The following is a 25,413-nucleotide window of genomic DNA, read 5'->3' on the forward strand; positions in this document are numbered from 1 at the left end:
AAAGCCGGGAACCAACGCAGGCTAAACAGACGTGGTTAACCATCTCTTGTGAGGCGAGGGCGTCATATCCCCTAAATCGCACCGCGTTCCCTGAATCGCAGTCCATCGCCCGAGTCCGCCCATGTCCGCCGCCCAGATGATCGACGACACCGCCGCCCACGCCCCGGCTCCGGGCGCGCAGGGACTGGCCGGGGACGCCGCCTCCCCCGACGCGATCCGCAAGCTGTCGCGGTCGCTGGCCGGAGCCAAATCGATCAAGGCCCAGCGCAAGGCGGTCGAACTGCTGAAGCTGTCAGTGGCGGCGATTCGCATGGGCGACTTCGACAAGGCCACCCAGAAGGCGCTGGCGGCGCTGGAGCAGGACGAGACCCTGGGCGTCGGCTGGCATGTGCTGGCCATCTGTCAGGAGAAGCTGAACCAGTTCGGCCCGGCGATCCACGCCTATGAGGCGGCGCTGAAGCTGCTGCCCGACGAGATCGACATCGCCCACGATCTGGGCCGACTGGCGCAGCGTCTGGGCTATCTGGACATCTCCGAAAAGCTGCTGGTGAAATTCCTGACGGCCAATCCGGGGCATGTCGAGGCGATCAACAACCTGGCCTGCGTGCTGCGCGACCAGAACCGGTATTCCGATGCGGTCGAACTGCTGCGGCCCATGCTGCAGATCGAAAGCGACAACGCGGTGCTGTGGAACACGCTGGGCACGGTGCTGAACGACGAGGGGCGGCTGGACGAGGCCCTGACCTTCTTCGAGGAGGCCCTGCGGCTGGACCCGGCCTTCGCCAAGGCGCGCTACAACCGGGCCAACGTCCGCCGCCCGCTGGGCGATGTGAAGGGCGCCATCGAGGATATGGAAGCCGCCATGCCGGGCGCCGAGACCGGCTATGAGGTCGCCATGATGAACATGGCCCGCGCCCTGATGATGATGGGCGAGGCCCGCATCCCCGAGGCGTTCGAGGCCTATGAGGTGCGTCTGGACCCGAACCTGCCCGATGCGATGCAGGTGGCCGTGGACGCCCCGCGCTGGGAACCGAAGACGCAGGACCCGAAGGGCAAGCGCATCCTGATCGTCGGCGAGCAGGGCATCGCGGACGAACTGGTCTTCTCCAACTGCGTGCAGGACCTGATCGACGCGGTCGGGCCGGACGGTCAGGTCTATCTGGCGGTCGAGCAGCGGATGGTCGGCCTGTTCCAGCGCGCCTTCCCGCAAGCGGTGGTGGGCGGACACAAGGCGGTGCGGCTGGAAGGCCGCCTGACCCGCTATGTCCCCTTCGCCGAAGAGATCGCCGAGGCCGAGGGCAAGCTGGATTACTGGGTTCCGATCGCCAGCCTGATGGCCGTGTATCGCCGGACGCTGGACAGCTTCCCCGGACCGCGCCCCTACATCGTCCCCTCCCCCGGGAAGGTCGAATACTGGAAGGGCGAACTGGCCAAGCTGCCCGAGGGGCTGAAGGTCGGGCTGCACTGGAAGAGTCTGGTGATGACCGGGGCGCGGGCCGCCTTCTTCGCCGCCGGTTTCCAGCTGTGGGAGCCGATCCTGCGGGCGCCGGGCTGTGTGATGGTCAATCTGCAGTGCGGCGACGTGTCCGCCGACCTCGAAGCCGCCGAGGCGGCGGGGGTCTATATCTGGACGCCGCCGATCAATCTGAAGGACGATCTGGAGGATGTGGCGGCCCTGTCGCTGGCCTGCGACGTGGTGCTGGGGCCGGGCATCGCGGGAACCAATATCGCCGCCGCCACGGGCGCGCGGACATGGATGGTGGCCGCGCCGGACGACTGGCACCTGATGACCACCGACCACTACGTCTTCTATCCCGAGACGAAAATCTTCGTGCGCAAGGCCGTCAACGGCTGGCCGGAGGTGATCGACCGGATGCGGGCGGCGCTGGATCGGGTCGTCGCGGACGGGTGGAACGCCGCCTGAACGGGGCCGTTGTCTCCCTGAGAAACAGGGAGGCGAACATGCCCGAACTCGACGACTACAGGGACGACCAGGAACAGTCAGAAATCTTTGACGAGACCCATCTGGATGACGACGGCGACGGCGATTTCCTGCTGGACGAGGCGGACCCGGTGCTGGACGTCACGCAGGCGGACGGCGACTCCGACGACGCGCCGTTCGACGAGGACGATCTGGATGAGGTCGAGGACAGCCTCGGCGCCTCCGGCATCGAGGCCGAGGCTGACGCCCTGCTGGGCGTGGACGGCGAGCGGCTGACCGAGATCGACGGAGAGAGTGGCGGCCAGAGCGGCGCCGACGAGGTGGAGCTGGTCTATTCCGGCCTGATGCGGAACGCGCGAGGCGCGCAGGCCAGCGCCGCCCACTGGGAGGCCAAGCGCCTGTCAGACGATGACATCACCGAGCTGGGCTATGGCCCGGACGGCGAAGACGATCACCCCAAAGACTGAGGAGAGAGACGATGACGGCTCAATCCGGACATCCGACCCCGACGCAGGAAGACTGCGATACCAACACCCCGCACGCCAAGCGCGCCAAACCTCTGCACGGCAAACCGGATCAACTTGCGGACAAGCAGCACGACGCCGAGGGCCGGCAGGAGGCGCTGGTGGATGAGGGGATCGAGGAGACCTTCCCCGCCAGCGACCCGGTGAGCGTGAAGCGGATTACTTGAACCAGATCACCTCTCCATCGCCCGCTTCAAGGCGATGGAGAGGACAGATCGCGCAGCGATCAGGAGGGGGCGACGCAGGAGGTCAGGTATTGGCCGCCGAAACCGGTGCTTGAGATTCCTCCGGCGCTGACGGAGCCGCCCTCTCCTGATCGACGCTGACGCGCCGATCTGTCCTCTCCATTCGCTTGAAGAGGCGAATGGAGAGGTGATTTACGTCAGCCCTTCACCCGCCAAGTCGCGCCGGTGGGCCCGTCCATGACCACCACGTTCAGCGCGTTGAGGCGGTCGCGGATGCGGTCGGCCTCGGGCCAGTCCTTGGCGGTGCGGGCGGCGGCGCGTTGTTCCAGCAGGGCCTCGACCTCGGTGCGCAGGTCGTCGGAGACGTCGCCTTCCAGCCAACCCGCCGGATCGTTCTGAAGGACCCCCAGAACGGCGGCGCAGGCCAGAAGTTGGCCCTTGGCGACCGCGACGGCGGCGTGGTCCCCGGCGGTCATGCCGCGCTCGATCTCGCTGGACAGGGCGAACAGGGCGGCGAAGGCGCCCGGCGTGTTCAGGTCGTCCTCGATGGCCTTGAGGAAGTCCGCGGGCAGGTCATCAGGCCCGGCCTCGACGGCCGCGGCGCGGTGCAGGGCGCCGTAGAGGCGGTCCAGCGACTTGCGGCTCTGTTCCAGCAAGCCCTCGTTCCAGTCCAGCGGCTGGCGGTAGTGGGCCGAGAGCAGGGCCCAACGGATGACCTCGCCCGGCAGGCGCTCCAGCAGGGCATGGGGCAGCAGGATGTTGCCCAGCGACTTGGACATCTTCTCGCCGTCCAGCGTCAGGAAGCCGTTGTGCATCCAGTAGCGGCTGTATTCGGCGTGCGAGTCCGCGCCGTGGGCGTGGCCGTGGGCGCAGACGCCTTGGGCGATCTCGTTCTCATGGTGCGGGAAGACCAGATCGATGCCGCCGCCGTGGATATCGATAGGCAGGCCCAGGTTGGCCTCGATCATGGCAGAGCACTCGATGTGCCAGCCGGGACGGCCGTCGCCCCACGGGGAGGGCCAGGACGGCTCGTTCTCTTTTGAGGGCTTCCACAGGACGAAGTCGTGCGGGTTCTTCTTGTAGGGGGCCACCTCGACGCGGGCGCCGGCGATCATGTCGTCCAGATTGCGACCCGACAGCTTGCCGTAGGTCTCATACGAAGAGACGTCGAACAGGACGTGACCTTCGGCGGCATAGGCGCAGCCGTGGTCGATGATCGCCTGAATCTGGGCGACGATGGCGTCCATGTGGTCGGTGACGTGCGGGGCGATATCCGGCGGCGAGACGTTCAGACGCCCCATGTCCTCCAGATAGGCCGCCTCGTAGCGGGCGGTGATCTCGCTGATCGGCACGCCTTCCGCGAAGGCCTTGGCGTTGATCTTGTCGTCCACATCCGTGACGTTGCGGGCGTAGATCACCTTGTCCGCGCCATAGGTGCGGCGCAGCAGGCGGACCAGCACGTCGAACACCACGGGCGGGCGCGCATTGCCGATGTGGGCGAAGTCATAGACCGTCGGGCCACAGACGTAGAGCGTCACCCGGTTCTCGTCTCGCGGCGTGAACACGCGCTTTTCGCGGTGCAGGGTGTCGTGGATTGTCAGCGGCATAGTGAGGCGATGGCCTTGAGTTTTCTTGCGGGACGGACCGTCCGCCCCATATAGCCGTGCTGCCGCGCGTGCGAACAGCATGTCCGGTCTATAAAGGGAGAGCGGCGCGCGTCCATCCGGGACCTTCGTTCCGGCGCTACTTCGTCGCCTGAGTTGAGAAGAATGACCGTCACCCCCGTCCTGAGCAGCGACAACGATGAAGTTCAGCGCCCGTCGCGCGAAGAGGCCCTGAAGGCCGTCCGGACCCTGCTGGCGTGGGCCGGCGACAACCCGGATCGTCCCGGGCTGATCGATACGCCCAAGCGCGTGGTGGACGCCTATGGCGAGTGGTTCGACGGCTATGACGCCGATCCGGCCAAGGAGCTGGGCCGCGTCTTCGAGGACGTGCAGGGCTATGAGGACATGGTCCTGCTGCGCGACATCGAGGTGGAAAGCCACTGTGAGCACCACATGGCCCCGTTCCTGGGCAAGGCCTATGTCGCCTACATCCCGAACGAGAAGGTGGTCGGCATCTCGAAGCTGGCCCGTGTCGTCGAAATCTATTCGCGCCGCCTGCAGACGCAGGAAGTGCTGACCAACCAGATCGCCGACGCCATCGAATCAAGCCTGGCCCCGCAGGGCGTGGCGATTCTGATCGACGCCGAACACCAGTGCATGACGACCCGCGGCGTCCACCATCGCCACGTTTCGACCATCACGACGCGTTTCACTGGGGCCTTCAAGACCGATGCGGCGCTGAAGGACCGGTTCCTCAAGCTCGCAAAGGGCTGAATCGGTTCGCCTGACAGGCGTATTCGGGGCGTGATGCGACGCTTCGGAACCTCCGTGACGTCGAAGCCGCTTTACAAGCCGGTTCCGGGACGCCAAGAGACGAACCGAAGCTTTCAGTGACGCTCGCCGCACGACGCGCCGGGCCTGATGGAGACACCCACTCATGGGCGCCAAACTTTCCGGTCCGGGCAGCAAGGCCGGCACGATCGATCAGAACTCCGAGATCAACGTCACGCCGTTCGTCGACATCATGCTGGTGCTGCTGATCATCTTCATGGTCGCGGCCCCGATGGCCACCGTTTCGATCCGCCTCGACCTGCCGCCGGCGGTTCCGCCGCCCCCGGGCACCCCGCCGAAGGACCCGGTCTATATCTCGATCCAGGAAGGCGGCGACCTGTACATCGCGGAACGCCCGACCACGATCGAGACCCTGACCAACGACGTCTGCGCCGCCCTGGCCGCCCCGAACTGCCGCGAAGAGCGCGTGTTCGTCCGCGCCCAGGCCGAAGTGACCTACAACCAGTTCATGGAAGTCATGAACACCCTGCAGGCCAACGGTTTCTTCAAGGTCGGCCTGCTGAACGAAGACATCGAATAGGCTTTTCGCCCATTCAGACGGATCAGGGCCGTCTCCTTCGGGAGGCGGCCCTTTTTCATGCCCCCTTCCCGCCCTGAAACCGCCGCCTGACCCTCGCCAGCTTCGCCTTACCGGCGCAATGCCGCGCCGGCTGACAGGGAGGATTGGCCATGGGTGCGAGAGTTTCAGGTCCCGGCGAACCGGGGGGAGCCGCGGTCGAGCAGAACGCGGACATCAACGTCACGCCGTTCGTCGACATCATGCTGGTGCTGCTGATCATCTTCATGGTCGCCGCGCCCGTAGCGACGGTGTCGCTGAAGCTGGACCTGCCGCCGGCGGAAGCGCCGCCGGCGGGCGTGAAGCCGAAGGAGCCCGTCTACGTCAGTGTGCAGGAGGACGGGCGACTGTTCCTGGCCGACCGCGAGACCAGCATGGACCGGCTGTCCGCCGACGTCTGCGCCGCTACCGGACAGGGCGAGGCCTGCCATGCGGAACGCGTCTTCATCCGCGCCCAGCCGGAGGTCCGCTACGACCGCTTCATGGCGGTGATGAACGGGCTGAAGGCCAGCGGCTTCGACAAGGTCGGCCTGCTGAATGAGGACATCGAATAGGAGTCAGAAGGGCCGCTCCCCGCGAAGGGAGCGGCCCTCTTGTCGTCTCTTCGACGGGTCGGCCTACTGCACCGACTGGCGGGGCTGGTTCGGGGCCGCGGCGGCGGGCTGATAGGGGCGTTCGCCGGTCGGTTCGGGGGGCGAGGCCGCCGGACGGGCAGCCGGGCGCGGCGCGGGACGACGGGCGGGCGTCCGCTGGGCGGCCGGGCGCGGCGCAGGCGGCTGGGCGGAGGGCGCGGCAGCGGCAGGCTGGGGCGTCGGCGCGGCGGCGGCGGCCGGTTCGGGCTCAGCCTGGGCGGCGCGCGAGGCGCGGGCGGCCAGTTCCTGCTGGGCGGCGAAGCGGCGGGCCAGCTTCTCGGTCAGCGAGCGGGCGGCGTCCGGCTCCATCTGGGCCATGACGGCGGCCAGGGTGCGCGGGCGCATGGCGGCGGCGACGGGCAGGCGGACATCATCATCCAGCGTGGCGAAGACGCGGGCGGCCTCGCGCGGACGCATGGCCGAATAGACGGCGACCAGACGGTCGATCTCTTCCTTTTCCTTGCCTTCCACCTGCCCCAGCATGGCGGCGACCTCTCGCTTGACCTGCTCGAGGGCCTGGACGCGGGCGTCCAGCTTCTGCTCGGCGGCGGTCAGCAGGGGCAGCATGGAGGCCATGTCGGTGTCGCGGGCGTCCAGCTCGGCGCGACGGGCCGACAGCGACTGGATGATCCGCAGCTCGGCCGGGGAGATGCCCGCCTGCTGGGCCAGTTGCTCGGGCGTCAGGGCGCAGACGGCGGCGGGCGCGTTGGGCGGAGCGCCGGCGGCGGCGGGCACGGCTTCCTCGGCCCAGGCCTTGGCGCCTTCGAACAGGCCCGGCGCGACGCCGACGGCGCGCACCAGCACGACGCCGCCGATGGCGACGGCGATCAGGGGCAGAAGGCGGGGAATCCTGGCCATGGGCGGTACTCAGATCCTCAAGGGGAAGGTCAGGCGGCGAACAGATCGTCGTCCAGATTGCGACGCGCCTGGTTGAGGCTTTGCTTCGCAGACTGGTTAGCGGCGCCGTGTTTGGTCAGGGCGCCGAGGATGGCGTGGACGTTGCCGGCGGCGGCCGAGGGACGGGCTGGAGCGGCCATGCCCTGAATACGCTCGGCCAGCGCCTGCATGCGGGCGGCGCGGGCGTCGTCCTCGTCCACCGGAGCGGCGGCGACCGGGGCAGGAGCCACGGGACGCGGAGCAGCAGTCGCGGCGGCGGCGCGGGCCGGCGCGTATTCGCCACCTCGGGCGATCAGGGTCTCCAGCTGGGCCTTGACCTCACGCGCCTTGATAATGCGGTCGTGGAGGAGATCGGTCTCCTGTCCCGAGGCGCGCAGGGAGGCCAGCGCGGCCTCGGCGCGACCCGCGGCGGTGTTCAGGTCGCTGACGGCCGAGGCAAAGGCCAGCTGGCCCGCGCGCAGGGCGGTCAGCTTGCGCTCCAGCCGCACGCCGTAGCCGAGCGCCGCGACCAGCAGCAGCATCAGGACGCCATCCAGAATCATGCCGGTCATCAGCGCTTTCCCTTCACCAGACTGGAGGCGGCCTCGACGTTCACCGGGGCCTCGATACGCACGGCGATATGCTGGCCCTTGCGACCCATGCGGCCGACGGTCAGCGGAATGGACCCGGCGCGCACCGAGATGGGCGATTCAGGGTTCACGTTCAGCATCAGGGTGTCGCCGACCTTGAAGTCGAGCACCTTGGACAGGGGCAGCTGCTGCTCGTCCAGCACGGCGCGGACCTCGGTTTCCGTGGTCCAGAGCTCGGTGGCCAGGTGGCCTTCCCAGATATTGTCGCGGCCGAACTTCTCACCCATGAACTGCTGCAGCAGCATCTTCCGGATGGGTTCGAGCGTGGCGTAGGGGAGCAGCAGCTCGATGCGGCCGCCGCGGTCTTCCATGTCGATGCGCAGCTTCACCAGAATGGCGGCGTTGGCCGGGCGGGCGATGGCGGCGAAGCGCGGGTTGGTCTCCAGCCGGTCCAGATTGAAGTGGACAGGGGTCAGGGGCTCGAAGGCGGCGCGGGCGTCGGCCAGCACGACCTCGACCATCCGCTGGACCAGAACGCGCTCGATGGTGGTGTAGGGACGGCCCTCGATACGCAGGGCGGCGGTGCCCCGGCGACCGCCCAGCAGGACGTCGACGATCGAGTAGATCAGGTTCGAATCGACCGTCAGCATCCCGTAGTTGTCCAGCTCCTCGGCGCGGAAGACCGCGAGGATGGCCGGCAGGGGGATGGAGTTCAGATAGTCGCCGAAACGGATCGAGGAGATGTTGTCGAGGCTGACCTCGACGTTGTCGGAGGTGAAGTTCCGCAGGGAGGTCGTCATCAACCGCACGAGACGGTCGAAGACGATCTCGAGCATCGGCAGACGCTCGTAGGAGACCAGCGCCGAGTTGATGATGGCCCGGATGCCCGAGCGCTCGGAGCCGTCGTCGTCGCCGAGGTCGAAGCCCAGCAGGCTATCGATCTCATCCTGATTGAGGACGCGTTCGGTCGCGATGGGCCGGTCGTCGGCCAGCGGCTCGGCGAACGGATCGATGTCGTCGGCGAAGGCGGCGTCAGTCATCGGCTACTGAACCAGCATTTCTTCGATCAGCACGGCGTCGACCTTGCCGGGCGCGGCGATCAGGTTGACGCGGCGCAGGATCTCGGCGCGCAGCTGGAAGGTGCCGGAGGAGCCGGCGAGATCTTCCGGGCGCAGCTCGCGCAGGAAGCCCTGGAACATGTCCTGCATCCGCGGCATCTCGCCCTGCAGATGGGTGGCCAGCTCGGGGTCCTGCATCTCGAGCGTCAGCTTGAGCTTCAGATAGGACGGGCGGCCGTTGGCCGACTGGATGTTCACCAGCAGGTCCGGCAGGGTGTAGAAGGTGACGCCGTCGGGGCCTTCGGCGATCGTGCCCAGCGAGGGATCAGCCTCGCCCTCGGCGCCGCCGCCGTGACCGCCGCCTTCCTTTTTCCCGGCCTTCTTGCCGTGGCCGCCCTCTTCCTTCTTTTCAGCGCCGTGGTCGCCGCCGCCGTGATCTTCGGCGGGCGCGGATTTGGGCTGCATCATCACAAAGGCCGCGGCCCCGCCGCCACCCAGAACCAGCACGGCGGCCGGAATGATGATGAACAACAGGGGCAGCTTCTTCTTGGCGGGCGCGCCTTCGCCATCCCCGGCCTCACCGTCGGTGACGGCCGGCAGATTGGCATCCGCGTCCTTCTTCTTGCCCAGTTTCAGCATGCGCCCCGCGCCCCGAGAATCTCAGGCTCCCAATTCAGCCGGGTTTGGTTAACGAGCCGTTTACAATCGGCAAATCCTGCCGGGCGCCAAAACCGGCTTTGCGGCTGAAATGCCCGCCACCACTGGATTAACCCTGTTGGCACGACCGTTGCGAGGCGTTTGGGCGAAAGGAGCCGCCCGTGGAAAACGCCGCCTACGTTGGATTGTCACGCCAGATGACGCTTCGCCGCGAGCTGGACATCGTCGCGAACAACATCGCCAACGCTGACACCAACGGCTTCAAGGTCGAACAGCTGCTGGTCGGCGAGGAGGTGGGCGAGCGCGCCCGCAACGCCTTCGTCCGCCCCGGCGTCAGCTTCGTGCTGGACAATGGCGTGGGCCGGGACTTCAGCCAGGGCTCGCTGGCCCAGACCGGCCGCCCGCTGGATTTCGGCATCGAGGGCGAAGGCGCCTTCTTCACCGTGCAGGACGGCGCCGGGCTGGCCTACACCCGCGACGGGGCCTTCACCCTGGACCCGACCGGACGCCTGACCACCAAGCAGGGCGCGGCGGTCATGGGCGACGGCGGCGAGATCGTTCTGGACCCGACACGCGGCGAAATCTCGGTCGGCGCCGACGGCACCATCACCCAGGACGAGGAAGTCGTCGGCCGCCTGTCGGTCGTGCGCTTCGACACCCTGGGGGCGCTCGAGAAGAGCGGCGACGGCCTGTACCGCAACGCCTCCAACGCCGTGAGCACCGAGGCGACCGACGCCAGCGTTCGTCAGGGGATGCTGGAAGGCTCGAACGTCAATCCGATCCTCGAGATCACCAATCTGATCGAGATCCAGCGCGCCTACGAGAGCGTCAGCCGGATGATCGAGAACACCACCGACCTGTCCAAGCGCGCCGTCGAGCGCCTTGGTCGGGCGTCCTAAGGGAGGACCGGGACATGCGTGCGCTCAGAACCGCGGCTTCGGGCATGGCCGCCCAGCAGCTGAACGTCGAGGTCATCTCGAACAACATCGCGAACATGAACACCGTCGGCTACAAGCGCCAACGGGCCGAGTTCCAGGACCTGCTGTACCAGAACCTCGAGCGGATGGGCGCGCAGTCGTCCACGCAGGGGACCGTGGTGCCGACGGGCATCCAGATCGGCGCGGGCGTGAAGGCCGGGGCCGTGTATCGCGTGACCGATCAGGGCACCCCCACCCAGACCGGCGGCATGTACGACATGGCCATCGACGGTCGCGGCTATTTCCAGGTGCTGATGCCCTCGGGCGAGACCGCCTACACCCGCGCGGGCAATTTCGCGATCAACGGCGAAGGTCAGCTGGTCACCGACGACGGCTATGCGGTGCAGCCGAACATCAACATCCCGCAGGATGCGGTTGATGTGCAGATTTCGAAGTCCGGTCAGGTGCAGGTCTTCACCGACGGCAACACCACCCCGCAGGTGGTCGGCCAGATCGAACTGGCCTCCTTCTTCAACGAGGCGGGTCTGGAAGCCATCGGTGACAATCTGCTGCTGGAGACGGCGGCGTCCGGCCCGGCCAATGTCGGCGCGCCCGGCGAGATCGGCTACGGCGACATCCTGCACAAGTTCACCGAAGCCTCGAACGTCGATGCGGTGTCGGAAATCTCGGCCCTGATCATCGCCCAGCGGGCCTATGAGATGAACTCCAAGGTCATCACCACCGCCGATCAGATGCTGTCGGTCAGCGCGCAGGTGAAGTCGTGAAGGCCCTGATCCTGGCCGCCGTCGGCGCCCTGACGTTCAGCCTGCCGCTGGCGTTCGCGGGCCCCGCCCTCGCCGGACCGGTGACGCTGAAGGCCAATCCGGTGGACGGCGACGGACAGGTGACGCTGGGCGACATCTTCGACGGCGCCGACGGCGCGGCGGGCGTCGTCGTGGGCCGCCGGGTCGGCCCCTCCATCGTGTTTGAAGCCGCCCAGTTGCAGAGCATGGCCCGTCAGGCCGGGCTGGAGTGGGCAAATCCGACCGGGCTGCGCCGGGTCGTGGTGCGTGACGCCGGCGCCGCGCCGGGCGGAGCCGCCACTCCCGCCCCCGTCGCCACCGCCGCCTTCGCCGGCGCGGCCCCCGCCCCCGCGCGCACGGCCCCCGGCCAGCGCGTGATCAGCCGCAACGACATGGTCGAGGTGCTGTACGAGACCGGCGGGGTGCGCCTGACCATCACGGGCCGGGCCGAAGGCAACGCCGCCGCCGGACAGCCGCTGGCCGTCCGCAACCTGCAATCCAACCGCGTCATCGACACCGTGGCCGTCGGCCCGGGACAGGCCATCGCCGGTCCCGCCGCCCAGGCCACTCGCGCCCAACAGTTCGCCGCCCGATAAAGGGAAGTTCCATGCGTTACGCCAAGACCCTGACCGTCGCCGCCGCCGCCCTGTCTCTGGGGGCCTGTTCGACCGCCGTGGAGGCCGTCATGGGCCCCGAACTGGCGCCGATCGGCTATCCCGCCGCCCTGGTCCCGACTTCACAGGCCTATCTGCCCAGCCCGGAACAGCAGGCCGCGATCCGCGCCGACCGCGCCGCCAGCGCCAACAGCCTGTGGCGGACCGGCGCCCGCACCTTCTTCGGCGACCAGCGCGCGCGGCACGTGGGCGACATCCTGACGATCAACATCGACATCGACGACCGCGCGCAGACCAACAACTCGACCCAGCGCGCCCGCAGCAACGACGCCTCGGCGGGGCTGAGCAACTTCTTCGGCATGGAAAGCAGTCTGGGCCGCCTGTTCCCGGGCGGTTTCGACGCGGCGAACATGATCGGGCTGGAAGGGGAATCGAACTCCAACGGCTCCGGCTCGGTGAACCGGGCCGAAAAGGTCAGCCTGACCATCGCCGCCGTCGTCACCGACGTGCTGTCCAACGGCAACCTGATCATCCAGGGTCGGCAAGAAGTGCGCACCAACCGCGAGGTCCGCGAACTGACCGTCGCCGGGATCGTGCGTCCGGAGGACATTTCCTCGGCCAACACCATCAACCACACCCAGATCGCTGAAGCCCGCATCAGCTATGGCGGCCGTGGCGACATCTCGCGCGTGCAAAGCGCCCCGGCGGTGCAGTCGGTGGTGGAGCGGTTCTCGCCGTTCTGATCGCGCAATAACAAGGGGCGGCCAACCGGCCCTGACGGCGGTCGGGAAGTGATTGGTGAGTGGTGAGTAGCGGTTGAACGGCTGGTTCCAAGTCATCTGCGCGCCGGGACTGATTGAACCACCAATCACCAATCACCAATCGCCGCCCGGGCTCACATCCTACCCGCCTGAGGCTGCCACCCGGGCAACCACCGCGCCCTTTGCGCCACAGCCCGGTTTTCGTCAGCCGCCGTTCAGCTGAGCCGTGAACTCTTAACGGACATCAACGTTTGCCCCCTTGAGAGGTGAGTGTCCGTCCATGCTGAAGTTCGCAATTCCCGCCGTCGCCGCCCTTGGGCTGATCGCGTTCGCCGCGCAGTCCAGCGCGACCGACGTGGAGCGGGGAGAGCCGGGGATGGGCTGGCATCTGAGCCAGGAGGGCGCGATGGCCAAGCTGGCCTACGGCGTCGCCAACTCCGATCAGGTCGCCCTGATGATGACCTGCGAGCCGGGTCAGCAACAGCTGGCGGTCTATGGCGACGCCGTGCCCGCCACGCCGCGCCTGATGCGCGCCTCCATGACCGAGGCGGCGATTGATCCGCTGAGCGGCGATCTGGAAGAGGACATAGGCGTCTCACTGCGCGACCCGACGATGCAGGCCATGGCCCGCACCGGTCGCCTGACGGTCGAGGGAGACGCCGGGCGGTTCCAGCTGACGGCCACGCGGTCGGAGCGTGCGCTGATTGATCGCTTCTTCGCCTATTGCGGAACCGACCACGTCTGACCACGTCTTGTGGCCAGAAGCATCAGCGGGGGCTGAACCCATGATCCCGATCCTGGCCGCCGTCGCGGCTCTGGCCTTGTGGCCGCAAAACGCCGCCGCTCCTGCCGAAGCCGCCTGGACCTGGACCCTGTACAGCGACGATCAGCCCGTGGTTCTGGCCAATGAGGTGCCTGACACCGCCAATCTGCGCACCACGCTGGAATGCGAGCCGGGCAGCAGCGTGGCCCGGTTGACGCTGTACGGCGGCGAAACCGGCGCCGGCATGGCGCGGGTGACGGCGGGCGACGCCGCCGCCGTGGCCGAGGCGCAAGGCGCGCGCGGCGGCGGGCTGAAGCTGGCCCTGCGCACGGACCACCCTGTGTTCACGGCCTTCGGCGCCGGAGGACGGCTGGCCGTTGCCGTCGGCGAACAGCGCCGAACGGTCGAGGTTCCCGCCGCCCATCTTGCCAAGCTGCGTCGCTTCGCGGAACTTTGCTCCGGCTGATCCGGAGACTCCCATGCGCGCCCCTGCCCTGCTTGCCCTGTCCGGCCTGACGCTGGCTGTGGCGGCGTGCAACACCACCAACCAGCCGATGGGGCTGTCGGCGGCGTCGAGCGCCGCCCCCGCCCCGGTCGCCCATTATGACTGGTTCCTGCATCAGGACGGTCAGGAGGCGCGTCTGGCCTATGGGCTGGAGGAGAGCGACGACCTGAGGATCGGGCTGGACTGCCGCAAGAACTCGGGCCGGCTGGCGCTGAGCGCGGTCGCCCCGGAAGGCGCGGCGCACGAAATCCACCTGGAATCCGGCGGCGACACCGAACGCTATCCTGCCGAGGCCGAGCCGTCCGAGCTGAATGACGGCCTGTTCCTGACCGCCGAGGCCAAGGCGGGCGATCCGGTGTTCCAGCGCTTCCGCCGGGTCGGCTGGCTGGCGGTCTGGCAGGGCGAGGACCGCCACGCCTATGCGCCGCATCCGGGATCGAGCGACCGGGTCGAACGGTTCTTCGCCTTCTGCGGTTGACGGCGACGCCCGGCTCCGGTGCAGTCCCGCCCGCATCCGGGAGGGAGCCCCAATGAAGACCATCATCCTCGCCGCCTCTGCGGCGGCCCTGCTGGCCGTCTGCGCCGCGCCCGCCGTCGCGCAGACCCCGCCGCCCGCCGCCGTCCGGCAGGCGGAGAACGCAAGGCTGGCGGCTATCCTGTCGGATTACGAAGCCTACCTGCGGTCCATCGATCCGATCACCGCGGGGATGGAGGGCGACCGTGCGGCGCAGGGGCGACTGCCCGACGCCTCACGCGCCTTCGAGGTGGCGCAGGAGCCGGTGCTGAAGGGATTCGCCGACCGGCTGGCGGCGCTGGACCCGGCGACGCTGACGCCGGACGATCGGCTGAACCACGCCTTCCTGACCTATGTGCTGCAGCGCGCGCGAGACCGGATTCCGCTGGATACGGGACGTATCGAGGCCTTCAACTCCGAAGGCGGGCCGGGACAGACGGCGGGCTATCTGGCGGCGGTGACGCGGATCACGAACGCGCAGGACGCCGAACTGTACATCGCCCGGCTGGAGGCCCTGCCCCGCTTCTACAGCGACCAGCGGGCGGCGGCGCAGCGAGGGCTTGAGACCGGTCTGGTGCAGCCCCGCTCCATCGTCGAGAACGCCCTGAGCCTGATGGAGCCGGAGGCGGCGCTGACGCCGGAAACCGATCCGCTGCTCAAGCCCTTCGCCGCCCTGCCCGGCTCGATCCCGGCGGCGCAGCAGGCGGCCCTGACCGCGCGCGCCCGCGCCGTGGTGGCCGACCGCATCATGCCCGAGCGGCGCGAGTGGGTGCGGTTCCTGCGGCAGGACTATCTGCCCCGCGCGCCCGAGACGCTGGGGCTGGCGCACCGCCCCGGCGGGCGCGACCTCTACGCCTTCCTGGTGCGGGGCTACACGACCACCGACATGACCCCGGACGAGGTGCACCAGCTGGGTCTGCAGGAGGTGGCGCGCATCCGGGCGCGGATGGACACGGAGATGCGGGCGGCGGGCTGGACCGGCGATTTCGCGAGCTTCCTGACCTTCCTGCGCACCGATCCACAGTTCTACGCCACCAGCCGCGAGCAACTTCTGGAGAAGGCGTCGGAGATGGCCAAGCGGTCGGACGACGGCCTGCCCGCCCTGTTCGGAACCCTGCCGCGCACCCCGTACGGGGTGCGCCCGGTGCCGGCGGAGATCGAGGCCAACTACACCACCGGCCGCTACTTCCCCGGTTCGATGGAGAACGGGATCGCCGGCGGCTACATGGTCAACACCAGCCGGCTGGATCAGCGCCCGCTGTACGAACTGCCCGCCCTGACCCTGCATGAGGCCGTGCCCGGCCACCATCTGCAGATCGCCCTGCAACAGGAAGCCGAGGCCGGGCCATACTTCCGGCGCGGGGTGGATGTGACTGCCTTCGTCGAGGGCTGGGGCCTGTACGCCGAGTTTCTGGGCGAGGAGATGGGCTTCTATCGCACGCCCTACGAACGGTTCGGGCGACTGAGCTACGAGATGTGGCGCGCCTGCCGTCTGGTGGCGGACACCGGCATTCACTGGCTGGGCTGGGACATTGAACAGGCCCGCGCCTGCTTCCGCGACAACTCGGCGCTGGCCCCGCACAACATCGAGACCGAGCTGCAGCGCTACATCGGCTGGCCGGGTCAGGCGACGGCCTACAAGGTCGGTGAAATTCGCCTGCGCGCCATCCGCACGCGGGCCGAGACCGATCTGGGCGACCGCTTCAACGTGCGCCGCTTCCACGACGCCCTGCTGGTCGACGGCCCCCTGCCGATGGCCCTGCTGGACGAGCGGATGGACCGCTGGATCGCGGAGGAGAAGGCGCGGCCCGCCCAATAGAACCGCGCATCCGAACGGAATGTGTAGGCCCTACGCCCCCGGCCCGTGGGGCATCATGTTCTCATAGGGCGTGGTCGGGACCTGACCAGGCGGCAATGCCGTCGGCGCAGGGTCGCCTTCGAGCGGCAGGGATTTGATGTAGCGATAGACCGCCCGCTTGTCGGCCTCGGCCATGGCGCGGACGCTGGGCCAGGGCATGGGCGGCAGGGCCTCGCGGGTGTTCAGCATCTCGACCCAGTCGTCCTCGCTCATCGCGGCCACGGTGCGGCGCAGGTTATGCGGATAGGTGGTGCCCCAAGGGCCGTAGAAGCCGCTCCCGGAGCCCTTGAGCCATTCGCTTTCAGGAATACGGCCGCCCCGCTGTGGATAGCCGGGGGTGTGGCAGTCGTTGCAGCCGCCGGTCAGCACCAGATAGCGCCCCGCCTCGATATCGCCGGCGGCTGCGACGTGCGGCTGATCGGTCGCCGCGCTGATCCTGGCCTCAGGCTGCCGGCAGGAACCGAGCGCGACCGCACAGGCGCCGAGCAGGATCAGGTGTCTGGCGATCATGATGTGTCTCCCCCGAGGGCGTCAGGAGACCATCGCTTGCCGATTCAGACAAATTCCAAAAACCGGTGTTTTTGGAGCCTCAGCCCAGCCCCAGCTCGGCCCTCAGCTTGCGGGTCAGTTTGGCCGCGATGATCGAGTGGGCGATGGCGAAATGCTCGGCCAGTTCATCGTCGGGCCAGGCGGAGGGGTCGGGCAGGTTCACCCATTTGGCTCGGGCCATGTAGGGGGCCGGACGCGCCCGGCCCTCCCCGGTCAGCACCTCATAAGCGATGTCGGAGACCTTGAAGGAGACACCGCCCTGTTCCCCCACCATGACGAACATCTTGCCGCCGACCTTGTAGGCGTCGTGGTCGTCGCCGAACGGATGGTCCAGCGTGGCTCCGGGCAGGGCCAGACAGACCCTGCCTATCCCTGCCCGGTCCATGATCAGGCCGAAACGCCGATGCCGATCGGGCAGACCACGCCGGTTCCGCCGATACCGCAGTAGCCGGCCGGGTTCTTGGCCAGATAGCCCTGATGGTAGTCCTCGGCGAAGTAGTAGGGCCCGGCCTCGGTGATCTCTGTGGTGATCTGACCCCGGCCCGCCTTGTCGAGTGCGGACTGATAGGCGTCGCGCGAGGCCTCGGCCTCGGCCTTCTGCGCATCGTTCAGATAATAGATGGCCGAGCGGTAGGTGGTGCCGATGTCATTGCCCTGACGCATGCCCTGGGTCGGGTCATGGTTTTCCCAGAAGGCCTTCAGCAGCTCGCCGTAGCTGATCTCCTTCGGGTTGAAGACAACCTTGACCACCTCGGCGTGGCCGGTCCGACCGGTGCAGGTCTCTTCATAAGTCGGATTGGGCGTCAGGCCGCCGGTATAGCCGACCGAGGTCACCCAGACGCCCGGCAGCTGCCAGAAGATCCGCTCGACGCCCCAGAAACAGCCCATGCCGAAAATGGCGGTCTCGAACCCTTCCGGGTAGGGGCCTTTCAGCGGGCGGCCGGTGACGAAATGGACTTCATCGGTGTGCAAGGGCTCGGCGCGGCCCGGCAGGGCGGTGTCGGCGGTCGGCAGGGTGGTTTTCTGCGAGAGCATGGGAGAACTCCGGACAAATCGTTCGCTGACCATATGGGGCCTAAACAGGCGCTTGCCGAGGGGGGCTGACTGTTCTAATCAGCGCCCCTCGCCGGATGGACCGTCCGGCGCTGCGCGCAGGCCTTCGGGCGACGTCGTGGAAACGGACAGGTGGCGGAGTGGTCGATCGCGCACGCTTGGAAAGCGTGTGTACGTGAAAGCGTACCGAGGGTTCGAATCCCTCTCTGTCCGCCACGCGCCGGATCAAGTATCTCAATTTCTGCGACTTTCGGGGCACAGTGAGCTGATACCCCGCCTCATGCCCAACACCCTTCGACGCATCCGGACGTCAGCCTCGATGCTGAGATCGATCAGGGTCTATTCCCCCATGTCCCGATCAACACGGATGTTGGCGCGGCAGGGCTTACGCAAAAAAGCTCCGAAGGCGTTTTGCGCGTCAACGTAGAGCCGCGGATCGAGGAAGCGTGATCCGAGGCCAGGGAAGCGATGGCCTCCGGCCATCTCGGACGGCTCCGCCCCGCGACCGATCAAGGCGCCACGGAGGTCCGCGCGAACGCGCCGTCCTTCGCCAAGGCATCGGCGCTGGTGGCCACGCCGAACCGCTGGACTGGTTGGCCGCGCACCGCGATCTGGTCTGGACCACGACCCCGCAGGAGGCGCTGTATCACGCTGTCCGTCCCTGACGCCCGACCAAGCGCGCAGGATGCAAATCTCTCACGCGGGGGTTGAAGTAATCCGTAAGGTGCGCACTCTCCCGCCCCGGAGAGTCTTCGCCGAACGTTGGGACGGAGTTCATGCGACAACCGGTTCCGGTTTCCCGTCTGAGCCCCACGCTGCTGATCGCGGCGGTGGGGGTCATCGTCGTGGCGGCCCTGGCGGGCATCGGACTGGAGTTGACGCGCGAGTTCCGGCGCGAGGACGCCGTCCGGGCCGAGGTCGAGCGGTCACATGAGACGCGCACGCAGATCCTGAGCGTCTTCTCCCTGCTTCAGGACGCGGAGACGGGGCAGCGCGGCTATATCATCACCGGCGATGAACGGTTCCTGCAGCCCTATGATGAGGCCGAGAAGCGGCTGACCGCCCAGATGCGGCGGCTGGAGCGATTGTATGCGACCCAGCCGGCCCAGCAGGCGGATATCCGCACGCTGCAAACCCTCGTCGGTCGCAAGCAGAACACCCTGAGCACCGGCATACGGACCCGCCAGCAGCAGGGCCGGGACGCCGCCCTGGCCTATGTGGCCGAGGGCGCGGGCAAGGCGGCGATGGATGACATCCGCGTCGTGGTCGACCGGATGGTGCAGACAGAGGCCAGGTCCCTGGACGGGCTGATCGGGCAGGCGACGGCGCAGGGCGCGGCGACGGAGCGGCTGGTCGCGGGTCTGTTCGCCCTGTTGCTGGGGACGGTGATCGGCACGGCCTTTCTGGTCTGGCGCTACATCAGCACCCGCCGCCGCCTGCTGGACGAGGTGCGCACCACGGCGGCGCGGCAGACGGCCATTTTCGACAGCGCCATCGATTCCATCCTGACCCTGAACCCCAGCGGCAGCATCGAGACGATGAATGACGCCGCCACGCGGATGTTCGGCTGGTCCGGGCCGGAGCTGGTGCGGCGCGACATCTCGGTGCTGCTGGACCTGAAGGAGAGCGGTGACGGGTCCAAGAGCTTCCTTAGCCGGCTGGGCTTCACCGACGGCGAACTGGCGAACGGGGTCGTGCGCGAACTGACCGCGCGACAGCGGGACGGCGGGACCTTCCCGGTGGACGTCGCCCTGAGCCTGATGCCCCTGCAGACAGGCGTGCACATGGTAGCCGTGGTGCGCGACATCTCGGAGCGGCGCCGGGTCGAGGAGATGAAGCAGCAGTTCGTCTCGACCGTCAGCCACGAACTGCGGACGCCCCTGACCTCCATCGCCGGATCGCTGGGCCTGCTGGCGGGCGGGGCGGCGGGAGAGATTCCGGACAAGGCCGCGCGGCTGATCAGCATCGCCCACTCCAACAGCCAGCGGCTGGTGCGGTTGATCAACGACATTCTGGATGTCGAGAAGCTGGAGTCCGGCCAGATGACGCTGGAGATGGCGCCGCTGGACCTGCGCGACATCGCCGTGCGTTCGATCGAGAATGTGCATGGACTGGCCGACGACCTGAGCGTGGTGGTGCGGCTGGAGCATGGAGAGACCGCGCCGGTTCGGGGCGACGCCGACCGGCTGATACAGGTGGTGGTGAACCTGCTGTCCAACGCAGTGAAGTTCTCGCCGGCGGGAAGCGAGGTCGAGGTCTCCGTCCAGCCGGAAACCCGGATCGCCCGGCTGAGCGTGCGGGACAACGGCCCGGGCATCCCCGACGAGTTCCGGGCCCGCATCTTCTCGAAATTCGCACAGGCGGATTCTTCCGACACCCGCGCCAAGGGCGGGACGGGACTGGGGCTGGCCATCGCGCGCGAGATCGCGGAACGGCACGGCGGGCGGCTGTGGTTCGAGTCCGCCCCGGGCGAAGGCGCGACCTTCCATCTGGATCTGCCGCTGGAACTGGACGACGCCGAGACGGGCGGCGGCGCGGGACCGCATCTGCTGATCGTCGAGGACGACGCCGACGCCGCCCGGGTGCTGAAGACCATGCTGGCGCAGGACGGGTTCAGCGCCGACATCGCCGCGACGGCGCGCGAGGCCCTGAACGCCGTCCGCACCGACGCCTATGCCGCCGTTCTGGTCGATCTGCACCTGCCGGACGCCGACGGGGTGGGCCTGATTCGCACGCTGCGATCCGACGCAAGGACACGGGACATTCCGGTGGTCGTGGTGTCGGCCGACGTGGCGCGCGGGCGGGCGCGGGGACGGTCGCTGGAGGTCATCGACTGGCTGGAGAAGCCGTTTGACCAGACCCGGCTGCGCGGCGCGGTCGCCGGTATTCTGGAGCGGCTGAAGAAGCAGCGGCCGGTGGTGCTGCACGTCGACGACGACCCCGACATTCTGGCGGTGACGGCATCGGCCCTGTCCGGCGCGGCGGAGGTGACGGGGGCCCCGTCGCTGTCGGCCGCCCGCGAGGCGCTGAAGGCGCGCACGCCAGATCTGGTCATTCTGGATCTGGGCCTGCCGGACGGGTCCGGGCTGGAGTTGCTGGCCGATCTGGACGACGGCGAGGGCCAGTCCGTCCCGGTGATCGTCTATTCGGCGCAGGAAATGGACGCCGCCCTCGGCCACCGGGTCGAGGCGGTTCTGGTGAAGTCCCGCACGTCGCTGGCGGGACTGGTGCGGACGGTCCGCCGTCTGACGGGCAAGGGAGGCCGCTGATGAGCGCACTGGCGATCCTGCATGTGGACGACGAGCCCGACATCCGGGAAGTCGCGGCCTTCTCGCTGGAACTGGACCCGCAGATCGAGCTGACGACGGCGGAGTCCGGAGAGGTGGCGCTGGAGCTGCTGGAAGGCGGCCTGCGGCCCGACGTGATCCTGCTGGACGTGATGATGCCGCGTCTGGACGGGCCGGGAACCCTGGCCCGGCTGCGGGTGTTGCCCGGACTGGAACAAACTCCGGTGATCTTCATGACCGCGCGCGTGCAGAGCGGTGAACGCGACCGTTATCTGGAGCTGGGCGCCGTGGGCGTGATCACCAAGCCGTTCGACCCCATGACGCTGGCCGGGCAGGTCCGCGACATCCTGATGGGACGCCCTGCATGAGCGGTGACACGCTGGATGCGATCAGGCAACGGTTCCGCGAGCGGGCGCTGGCGGACGCGGACGCCCTGTCCGCCGCATTGAAGGCCGGTGACCGCGCCCGGATCGAAGCGCTGGCCCACGGGCTGGCGGGAGCGGCGGGCATTTTCGGCTTCAACGAGATCGGCGGGCAGGCCAAGGCGGTGGATCAGAAGTTCGCGGACGGCGGCACCCCCTCCTCCGCCCAGATCGAGGCGCTGATCGCGTCCATCCGACGCGATATGAACGCCTATTCGTAGTCGATGCTCAACGGCAGGGCGGCCATGGGCTCGGTCGCGCCGTCCAGCCGGACGCGCAAACGCCCGGACACCCGCAACAGGTCATGCCCCTGAAGGTCGAGGCGAGCCACGCGGGTTTCGGAGATGTCGCCGGAGGTCGCGCTCCAGATTTTCAGATCCTCGATGACCGCCACGTCCTGATCCCCGTCGTCCTGCGGCAGGCGGATGCGGTAGATGCGACCCGGATCGCCGCTGATCTGGATCATGGCCGGGGCGTCGACGAGGTTGGTCCCGCTGACGGACAGGGCGACGTTGGTCTCGTTCGGTTGCAAGCGCATGGGGCTGACGGTTGCGATGCTGAGGCCGCGCTGGACCGTCAGAGTCCCCGACCCGTTCTGCGACTGGGCGACGGCGGCGACAGGCAGGCCCGCGATCAGCACGGTCAGGAGCGGGAGGGCGAGGCGTTTCATGTCGTGAACTGCACGGTGATCATATAGTCGAAGGTCTGGACGCCGCCGGCGGCGCCGGCCGCGAGCTGGACATCCATGCCCAGTTTGAAGGTCGCGGTGGTGAACAGACCCAGCGGATTGAGGTCGAACACCAGCGTCGAGGCCTCCGCGGGCGCCGAACCGGCGCGATAGACGCCGCCCGTCATCGAACCGACCCGAAAGCGGGTGATCCGGGCCGGACTGGTCGCCACCGGGGTGATCGTCACCCGGATATGGCGCAGGGCGCACAGACCGCTCAGGTTCAGGAGGCCGCAGTTGATGGTGATGGTGGGCGTCGTCACCGAACTGCTGGACAGACGGATGGCATCGCCCGAGGTGCGGCTGACCGCGCCTGCCGTGGTGATCGAGAAGGTGGTGGCGCTGGCCCCTCGGATGGTCGTGCCGAGCACCGGCGCGGTTGCGGGCGAGCGGGTGACGGTCGGGTCGGCGTGGGCGGAGCCGGCGACGAGGACCATAAGGGCGGCGCTGACCGCCGCGATCAGACGCTTCATGGATTGGCCTCCCCCGCAGTTTCGATGATGACGGCGCCGCCACGGACGAAACCGCCGATGGCGGGGATCGTGACCTGAACGGGTTCGACCTGCTTCAGGTTCAACTGGCGGGACTGGGCCTCTTCCAGCCGCACGGTCCAGTCGCCGGGCGCGACGGCCTCGAAGAACAGAATACCGGCGTGGTCGCTGCGACCCGCGATGACGGTGCGGCCGTCGGCGGAGACCAGCTCGACGTTCAGGGCCGCCAGCGGGCGCAGCGAGCCATCGGCGCGGCGCAGGCGGGCGGACAGCTCCAGCTCGCCGCTGCGACGCATCGGATAGTCGATCACCGCCGTCCGGCCCGGACGCGGGGTGAAAGCCATCACGGGCGGCCCGGCCATCAGGAAGGGATCATCCACCCCCTCGGCATTCAGGCGGATCCGGGCCGAAGCGCCGTCGCCCAGCCCGACCGCGACCGCATGCCCGTTCGCGTCCGTATCGACCGGGCCCACGGGGGTATCGACGATCAGCCCGGGAACCCCCGGCTCGTCCGGCTGGCGGCGGCCATCCGCATTCTCATCGATCCAGGCGTTGACGGCCACGGCGCCGCCGGTCGCCGCGCCGGGACCGGTCACGCGATAGCCGCGCGCGAACGGGTCGTAGCCGAAGCCGAAGCCCATCTGGACCCCGACCCGCCATTCCTTGGATTCCGTTTCGTAGGAGGCGTTGAAGGCCAGGTCGAAGCGGTCAGCCCGCCACAGGTTCGACGCCTGCAAACTGGTTTCCGGGGACGGACCCAGCGTGCGGACGACGCCCAGACGCAGGGCGTTCCGCTCGGTGACCTGCCAGTCGAGGGTTGCGTAGGCGGTTTCGACGCGCGGATCAGGAGACAGTTCATAGGACAGACCGCCACGCAGTTGCAGCCGGGACGACAGAAGCGTCGCCACATCGGTCGAGCCCAGCCAACGCGGTCCGGCGCCATTGCTGGTGTCGTCCTGCCAGGCGACGCTGCTGGAGGCGTAGAGGCGGCCCAGCGGGGCCGAGGCGCGTAGCTCCGCGTCGGTCAGCACGATGCCGTCCATGCGGCGCAGCCGGCGCAGGTTGAACGACACCGGCGCCGCGAGACCACGCGGGCCCTTCACCTGACCATCGAGTCGCAGGTCGGTGGCGCTGCTCAGGGGGGCCAGATCGACCACGCCGAGCTGGCGGGTCTCGTCGATGAAGCCGCCCTGATACCCGGAATGGCGGGCGATGACCGAGACGCCGAACGGGCGGGCGGCGAAGCCGACCGTGCCGCCGCTGCCGCCAGCGCTATCGAAGGCGATGTCGATCTGGGCCGCGACCGGCCCCAGTGAACCCCGCAGGCCGACGGCGGCCAGCGACCGGGCCTCTGCGCCGTCAGGCGTGAACCGCGCCAGACCCGCGCTGATCGTCAGGCCGGGGGTCAGGCCGTAGTCGGCCATGACCGCCAGACGCGCTTCGCCGGTGGACGGACTGACCGTCCGCTGGCCGACGTTGAACACGGTCAGCCCCTGCTCGACCGCGCCGAAGCGAAAGACCAGACGCCCGTGTTCTACCTGACCGGCGCCGAAATTGATCCGGCGGACGACCTCCCGCCGCTGTCCCTGCGAGCCGTAGAAGACCAGACGGATGGTGTTCAGCCCGAAGGCCAGCGGCACGTCGAGGAACTCGTAGCGTCCCTGAACCGGCGAGGTCTGCGCGGCCTGGAGCACCTCGTTGATGTAAAGCTCGACCTCCTCGCCCAGCGCCAGTTCGCCGCGCAGGTTCAGGGGGGTGGCGAGGTCGAGGTTCTCCAGCGGAGCCGAGGTGTAGAACAGGCCCCGCCCGGCGAAGCCCGCCGCGCCGATGGGCATGGACGGGGTGAAGACGTCGCCCAGCCCCGCCCGCGTGCCGCCCAATGGCCCCAGCGCGCGGCCGTCCGGATCCTTGCGGGTCAGGACGACGCGGACATCGTTCACCTCCCCGTCTTCATTCGAGCCGAGGTAGCCCTCGAACCCGGCCCACAGCAGGTCGGAGGCGGCGCGCACGTCATAGCGCCCGGCCTGATCGACGCCGTCCCGGCCGAGAAGTCCGCCCAGATTCACGTCGAACGATGGCGGCGTGAAGACCGTATAGGGGGTGTCGATACGGACGGGTTCCGGCTCGTCCGGTGCTCCGCCCAGGGCGGCCTGTCGCCGCTCGCGATCCGCCCGTTGCTGGAACGGCAAGGCCTCGGTCGGAGTCAGGTCCATGACCTGCGCGGCCGTGTCGGGGCTGAGCCGCAGCGGCAGAAGCTGTTGTAGCAGGTCGATGCGGACGTAGAGGTCGTCGTTGTAGATGGCCGCCTGTTCGGCGGCGAAGCGGACGGTGCGGCCGTCGATGCGCGCTTCACCCGAGGCGAGGTCCACGACCAGCCGACGATCCGGGGAGATCACCCAGCCTTCGGCGCGACGCTGGGCCGGGAAGACGCCGACGGCGAGGTCCAGCACCCGCGACAGTTCGCCCAGTGGCACATAGACGCCGGAGCGGGAGGCGTAGACGTTCAGGCTGTCGGTCAGTTTCACATCGCCCGAGCGGACCTCCATCCACAGCAGGTCGTCCGGGCTGAAAGGCTGGGGATCGGCGGCGATCAACAGGTTGCGCGCCAGCTCCTGCCCCACCGCTTCGGCGGGCACGGCCGCCAGCGATAGGGCCGCGAGACCGGCGCGCACG

28 protein-coding genes and 1 tRNA gene are annotated in these 25,413 nt (G+C 68.4%); 18 read left to right on the forward strand and 11 right to left on the reverse strand.

Going from position 1 to position 25,413, the window contains the following annotated elements; translation table 11 throughout:
• Positions 1-121 precede the first annotated feature (121 nt).
• The 3 genes from FKQ52_RS11335 to FKQ52_RS11345 are packed head-to-tail and all read left to right on the forward strand — an operon-like array spanning position 122 to position 2,633.
• On the forward strand, positions 122-1,924 hold the full coding sequence (locus FKQ52_RS11335) for a tetratricopeptide repeat protein (protein ID WP_141627276.1): 1,803 nt from the start codon (positions 122-124) through the stop codon (positions 1,922-1,924).
• Between the two features lie 38 nt (positions 1,925-1,962).
• Complete coding sequence (locus tag FKQ52_RS11340; RefSeq protein ID WP_141627277.1) at positions 1,963-2,409, forward strand: hypothetical protein; 447 nt, start codon at positions 1,963-1,965, stop codon at positions 2,407-2,409.
• 11 nt (positions 2,410-2,420) lie between these two features.
• Positions 2,421-2,633: a hypothetical protein gene (locus FKQ52_RS11345; protein WP_141627278.1), complete on the forward strand. Its 213-nt coding sequence runs from the start codon at positions 2,421-2,423 to the stop codon at positions 2,631-2,633.
• 215 nt (positions 2,634-2,848) lie between these two features.
• Here FKQ52_RS11345 and cysS read toward each other — a convergent pair whose 3' ends face one another.
• Positions 2,849-4,258: a cysteine--tRNA ligase gene (cysS, locus tag FKQ52_RS11350; RefSeq protein WP_141627279.1), complete on the reverse strand. Its 1,410-nt coding sequence runs from the start codon at positions 4,256-4,258 to the stop codon at positions 2,849-2,851.
• Between the two features lie 162 nt (positions 4,259-4,420).
• Between cysS and folE the strand changes: the two genes are divergently transcribed.
• From folE to FKQ52_RS11365, 3 genes are all read left to right on the forward strand, one after another.
• Complete coding sequence (gene folE / locus FKQ52_RS11355; protein ID WP_141627280.1) at positions 4,421-5,029, forward strand: GTP cyclohydrolase I FolE; 609 nt, start codon at positions 4,421-4,423, stop codon at positions 5,027-5,029.
• 163 nt (positions 5,030-5,192) lie between these two features.
• Positions 5,193-5,627 (forward strand): biopolymer transporter ExbD, encoded by a 435-nt coding sequence (locus FKQ52_RS11360; RefSeq protein WP_141627281.1) that lies wholly within the window; start codon positions 5,193-5,195, stop codon positions 5,625-5,627.
• Between the two features lie 149 nt (positions 5,628-5,776).
• The gene (locus FKQ52_RS11365; RefSeq protein ID WP_141627282.1) at positions 5,777-6,217 is read left to right on the forward strand and encodes a biopolymer transporter ExbD; all 441 of its coding nucleotides are present in this window, start codon (positions 5,777-5,779) and stop codon (positions 6,215-6,217) included.
• A 63-nt stretch (positions 6,218-6,280) separates the two neighbouring features.
• Here FKQ52_RS11365 and FKQ52_RS11370 read toward each other — a convergent pair whose 3' ends face one another.
• Genes FKQ52_RS11370 through FKQ52_RS11385 form a run of 4 tightly spaced genes read right to left on the reverse strand, consistent with a single transcriptional unit; the run spans position 6,281 to position 9,458 of the window.
• Positions 6,281-7,153 (reverse strand): MotE family protein, encoded by an 873-nt coding sequence (locus FKQ52_RS11370; protein ID WP_141627283.1) that lies wholly within the window; start codon positions 7,151-7,153, stop codon positions 6,281-6,283.
• Between the two features lie 29 nt (positions 7,154-7,182).
• On the reverse strand, positions 7,183-7,743 hold the full coding sequence (locus FKQ52_RS11375) for a DUF6468 domain-containing protein (protein WP_141627284.1): 561 nt from the start codon (positions 7,741-7,743) through the stop codon (positions 7,183-7,185).
• Positions 7,743-8,801, reverse strand: a complete 1,059-nt coding sequence (gene fliM / locus FKQ52_RS11380; RefSeq protein ID WP_141627285.1) for a flagellar motor switch protein FliM — start codon at positions 8,799-8,801, stop codon at positions 7,743-7,745. Before fliM ends, FKQ52_RS11375 begins: the two co-directional genes overlap by 1 nt.
• A gap of 3 nt (positions 8,802-8,804) precedes the next feature.
• The gene (locus FKQ52_RS11385) at positions 8,805-9,458 is read right to left on the reverse strand and encodes a flagellar basal body-associated FliL family protein (RefSeq protein ID WP_141627286.1); all 654 of its coding nucleotides are present in this window, start codon (positions 9,456-9,458) and stop codon (positions 8,805-8,807) included.
• Positions 9,459-9,637: 179 nt separating this feature from the next.
• Between FKQ52_RS11385 and flgF the strand changes: the two genes are divergently transcribed.
• The 8 genes from flgF to FKQ52_RS11425 all read left to right on the forward strand — a co-directional run bounded on the left by flgF (position 9,638) and on the right by FKQ52_RS11425 (position 16,172).
• Positions 9,638-10,375: a flagellar basal-body rod protein FlgF gene (gene flgF, locus FKQ52_RS11390; protein ID WP_141627287.1), complete on the forward strand. Its 738-nt coding sequence runs from the start codon at positions 9,638-9,640 to the stop codon at positions 10,373-10,375.
• Between the two features lie 14 nt (positions 10,376-10,389).
• On the forward strand, positions 10,390-11,178 hold the full coding sequence (gene flgG, locus FKQ52_RS11395) for a flagellar basal-body rod protein FlgG (protein ID WP_141627288.1): 789 nt from the start codon (positions 10,390-10,392) through the stop codon (positions 11,176-11,178).
• Positions 11,175-11,792, forward strand: coding sequence for a flagella basal body P-ring formation protein FlgA (locus tag FKQ52_RS11400; protein ID WP_240811635.1), 618 nt, complete (start codon positions 11,175-11,177; stop codon positions 11,790-11,792). Before flgG ends, FKQ52_RS11400 begins: the two co-directional genes overlap by 4 nt.
• 11 nt (positions 11,793-11,803) lie before the next feature.
• Positions 11,804-12,553: a flagellar basal body L-ring protein FlgH gene (gene flgH, locus FKQ52_RS11405; RefSeq protein ID WP_141627289.1), complete on the forward strand. Its 750-nt coding sequence runs from the start codon at positions 11,804-11,806 to the stop codon at positions 12,551-12,553.
• Positions 12,554-12,851: 298 nt separating this feature from the next.
• Positions 12,852-13,316, forward strand: coding sequence for a hypothetical protein (locus tag FKQ52_RS11410; protein WP_141627290.1), 465 nt, complete (start codon positions 12,852-12,854; stop codon positions 13,314-13,316).
• Between the two features lie 40 nt (positions 13,317-13,356).
• Positions 13,357-13,800: a hypothetical protein gene (locus FKQ52_RS11415; RefSeq protein WP_141627291.1), complete on the forward strand. Its 444-nt coding sequence runs from the start codon at positions 13,357-13,359 to the stop codon at positions 13,798-13,800.
• Positions 13,801-13,813: 13 nt separating this feature from the next.
• On the forward strand, positions 13,814-14,317 hold the full coding sequence (locus tag FKQ52_RS11420; RefSeq protein WP_141627292.1) for a hypothetical protein: 504 nt from the start codon (positions 13,814-13,816) through the stop codon (positions 14,315-14,317).
• A 52-nt stretch (positions 14,318-14,369) separates the two neighbouring features.
• Positions 14,370-16,172, forward strand: a complete 1,803-nt coding sequence (locus tag FKQ52_RS11425; RefSeq protein WP_141627293.1) for a DUF885 family protein — start codon at positions 14,370-14,372, stop codon at positions 16,170-16,172.
• 30 nt (positions 16,173-16,202) lie between these two features.
• On the opposite strand, the gene FKQ52_RS11430 is transcribed toward FKQ52_RS11425, so the two are convergent.
• From FKQ52_RS11430 to msrA, 3 genes are all read right to left on the reverse strand, one after another.
• A complete protein-coding gene (locus FKQ52_RS11430) occupies positions 16,203-16,721 on the reverse strand; it encodes a cytochrome C (RefSeq protein WP_141627294.1) in 519 nt (172 codons plus the stop codon).
• A 79-nt stretch (positions 16,722-16,800) separates the two neighbouring features.
• Complete coding sequence (locus tag FKQ52_RS11435; RefSeq protein ID WP_141627295.1) at positions 16,801-17,145, reverse strand: MmcQ/YjbR family DNA-binding protein; 345 nt, start codon at positions 17,143-17,145, stop codon at positions 16,801-16,803.
• A gap of 2 nt (positions 17,146-17,147) precedes the next feature.
• A complete protein-coding gene (msrA, locus tag FKQ52_RS11440; protein WP_141627296.1) occupies positions 17,148-17,795 on the reverse strand; it encodes a peptide-methionine (S)-S-oxide reductase MsrA in 648 nt (215 codons plus the stop codon).
• A gap of 144 nt (positions 17,796-17,939) precedes the next feature.
• Between msrA and FKQ52_RS11445 the strand changes: the two genes are divergently transcribed.
• The 4 genes from FKQ52_RS11445 (at position 17,940) to FKQ52_RS11460 (ending at position 21,743) form a co-directional block, all read left to right on the forward strand.
• Positions 17,940-18,029 (forward strand) — tRNA-Ser (locus tag FKQ52_RS11445).
• A 560-nt stretch (positions 18,030-18,589) separates the two neighbouring features.
• Positions 18,590-21,082 (forward strand): CHASE3 domain-containing protein, encoded by a 2,493-nt coding sequence (locus FKQ52_RS11450; protein ID WP_141627297.1) that lies wholly within the window; start codon positions 18,590-18,592, stop codon positions 21,080-21,082.
• The gene (locus tag FKQ52_RS11455; RefSeq protein WP_141627298.1) at positions 21,082-21,468 is read left to right on the forward strand and encodes a response regulator; all 387 of its coding nucleotides are present in this window, start codon (positions 21,082-21,084) and stop codon (positions 21,466-21,468) included. Before FKQ52_RS11450 ends, FKQ52_RS11455 begins: the two co-directional genes overlap by 1 nt.
• Entirely contained in the window at positions 21,465-21,743 is a 279-nt protein-coding gene (locus tag FKQ52_RS11460; protein ID WP_141627299.1) for an Hpt domain-containing protein, read from the forward strand. The genes FKQ52_RS11455 and FKQ52_RS11460 overlap by 4 nt, the downstream gene beginning before the upstream one ends.
• Here FKQ52_RS11460 and FKQ52_RS11465 read toward each other — a convergent pair.
• Genes FKQ52_RS11465 through FKQ52_RS11475 form a run of 3 tightly spaced genes read right to left on the reverse strand, consistent with a single transcriptional unit; the run spans position 21,734 to position 25,412 of the window.
• A complete protein-coding gene (locus tag FKQ52_RS11465) occupies positions 21,734-22,192 on the reverse strand; it encodes a hypothetical protein (protein ID WP_141627300.1) in 459 nt (152 codons plus the stop codon). The two genes, FKQ52_RS11460 and FKQ52_RS11465, sit on opposite strands and share 10 nt — an antisense overlap.
• A complete protein-coding gene (locus tag FKQ52_RS11470; protein ID WP_141627301.1) occupies positions 22,189-22,722 on the reverse strand; it encodes a hypothetical protein in 534 nt (177 codons plus the stop codon). Before FKQ52_RS11470 ends, FKQ52_RS11465 begins: the two co-directional genes overlap by 4 nt.
• The gene (locus FKQ52_RS11475; RefSeq protein WP_141627302.1) at positions 22,719-25,412 is read right to left on the reverse strand and encodes a hypothetical protein; all 2,694 of its coding nucleotides are present in this window, start codon (positions 25,410-25,412) and stop codon (positions 22,719-22,721) included. The genes FKQ52_RS11470 and FKQ52_RS11475 overlap by 4 nt, the downstream gene beginning before the upstream one ends.
• Between the last annotated feature and the right edge of the window lies 1 nt (position 25,413).

Source organism: Brevundimonas sp. M20 (assembly GCF_006547065.1).
GTDB lineage: Bacteria > Pseudomonadota > Alphaproteobacteria > Caulobacterales > Caulobacteraceae > Brevundimonas.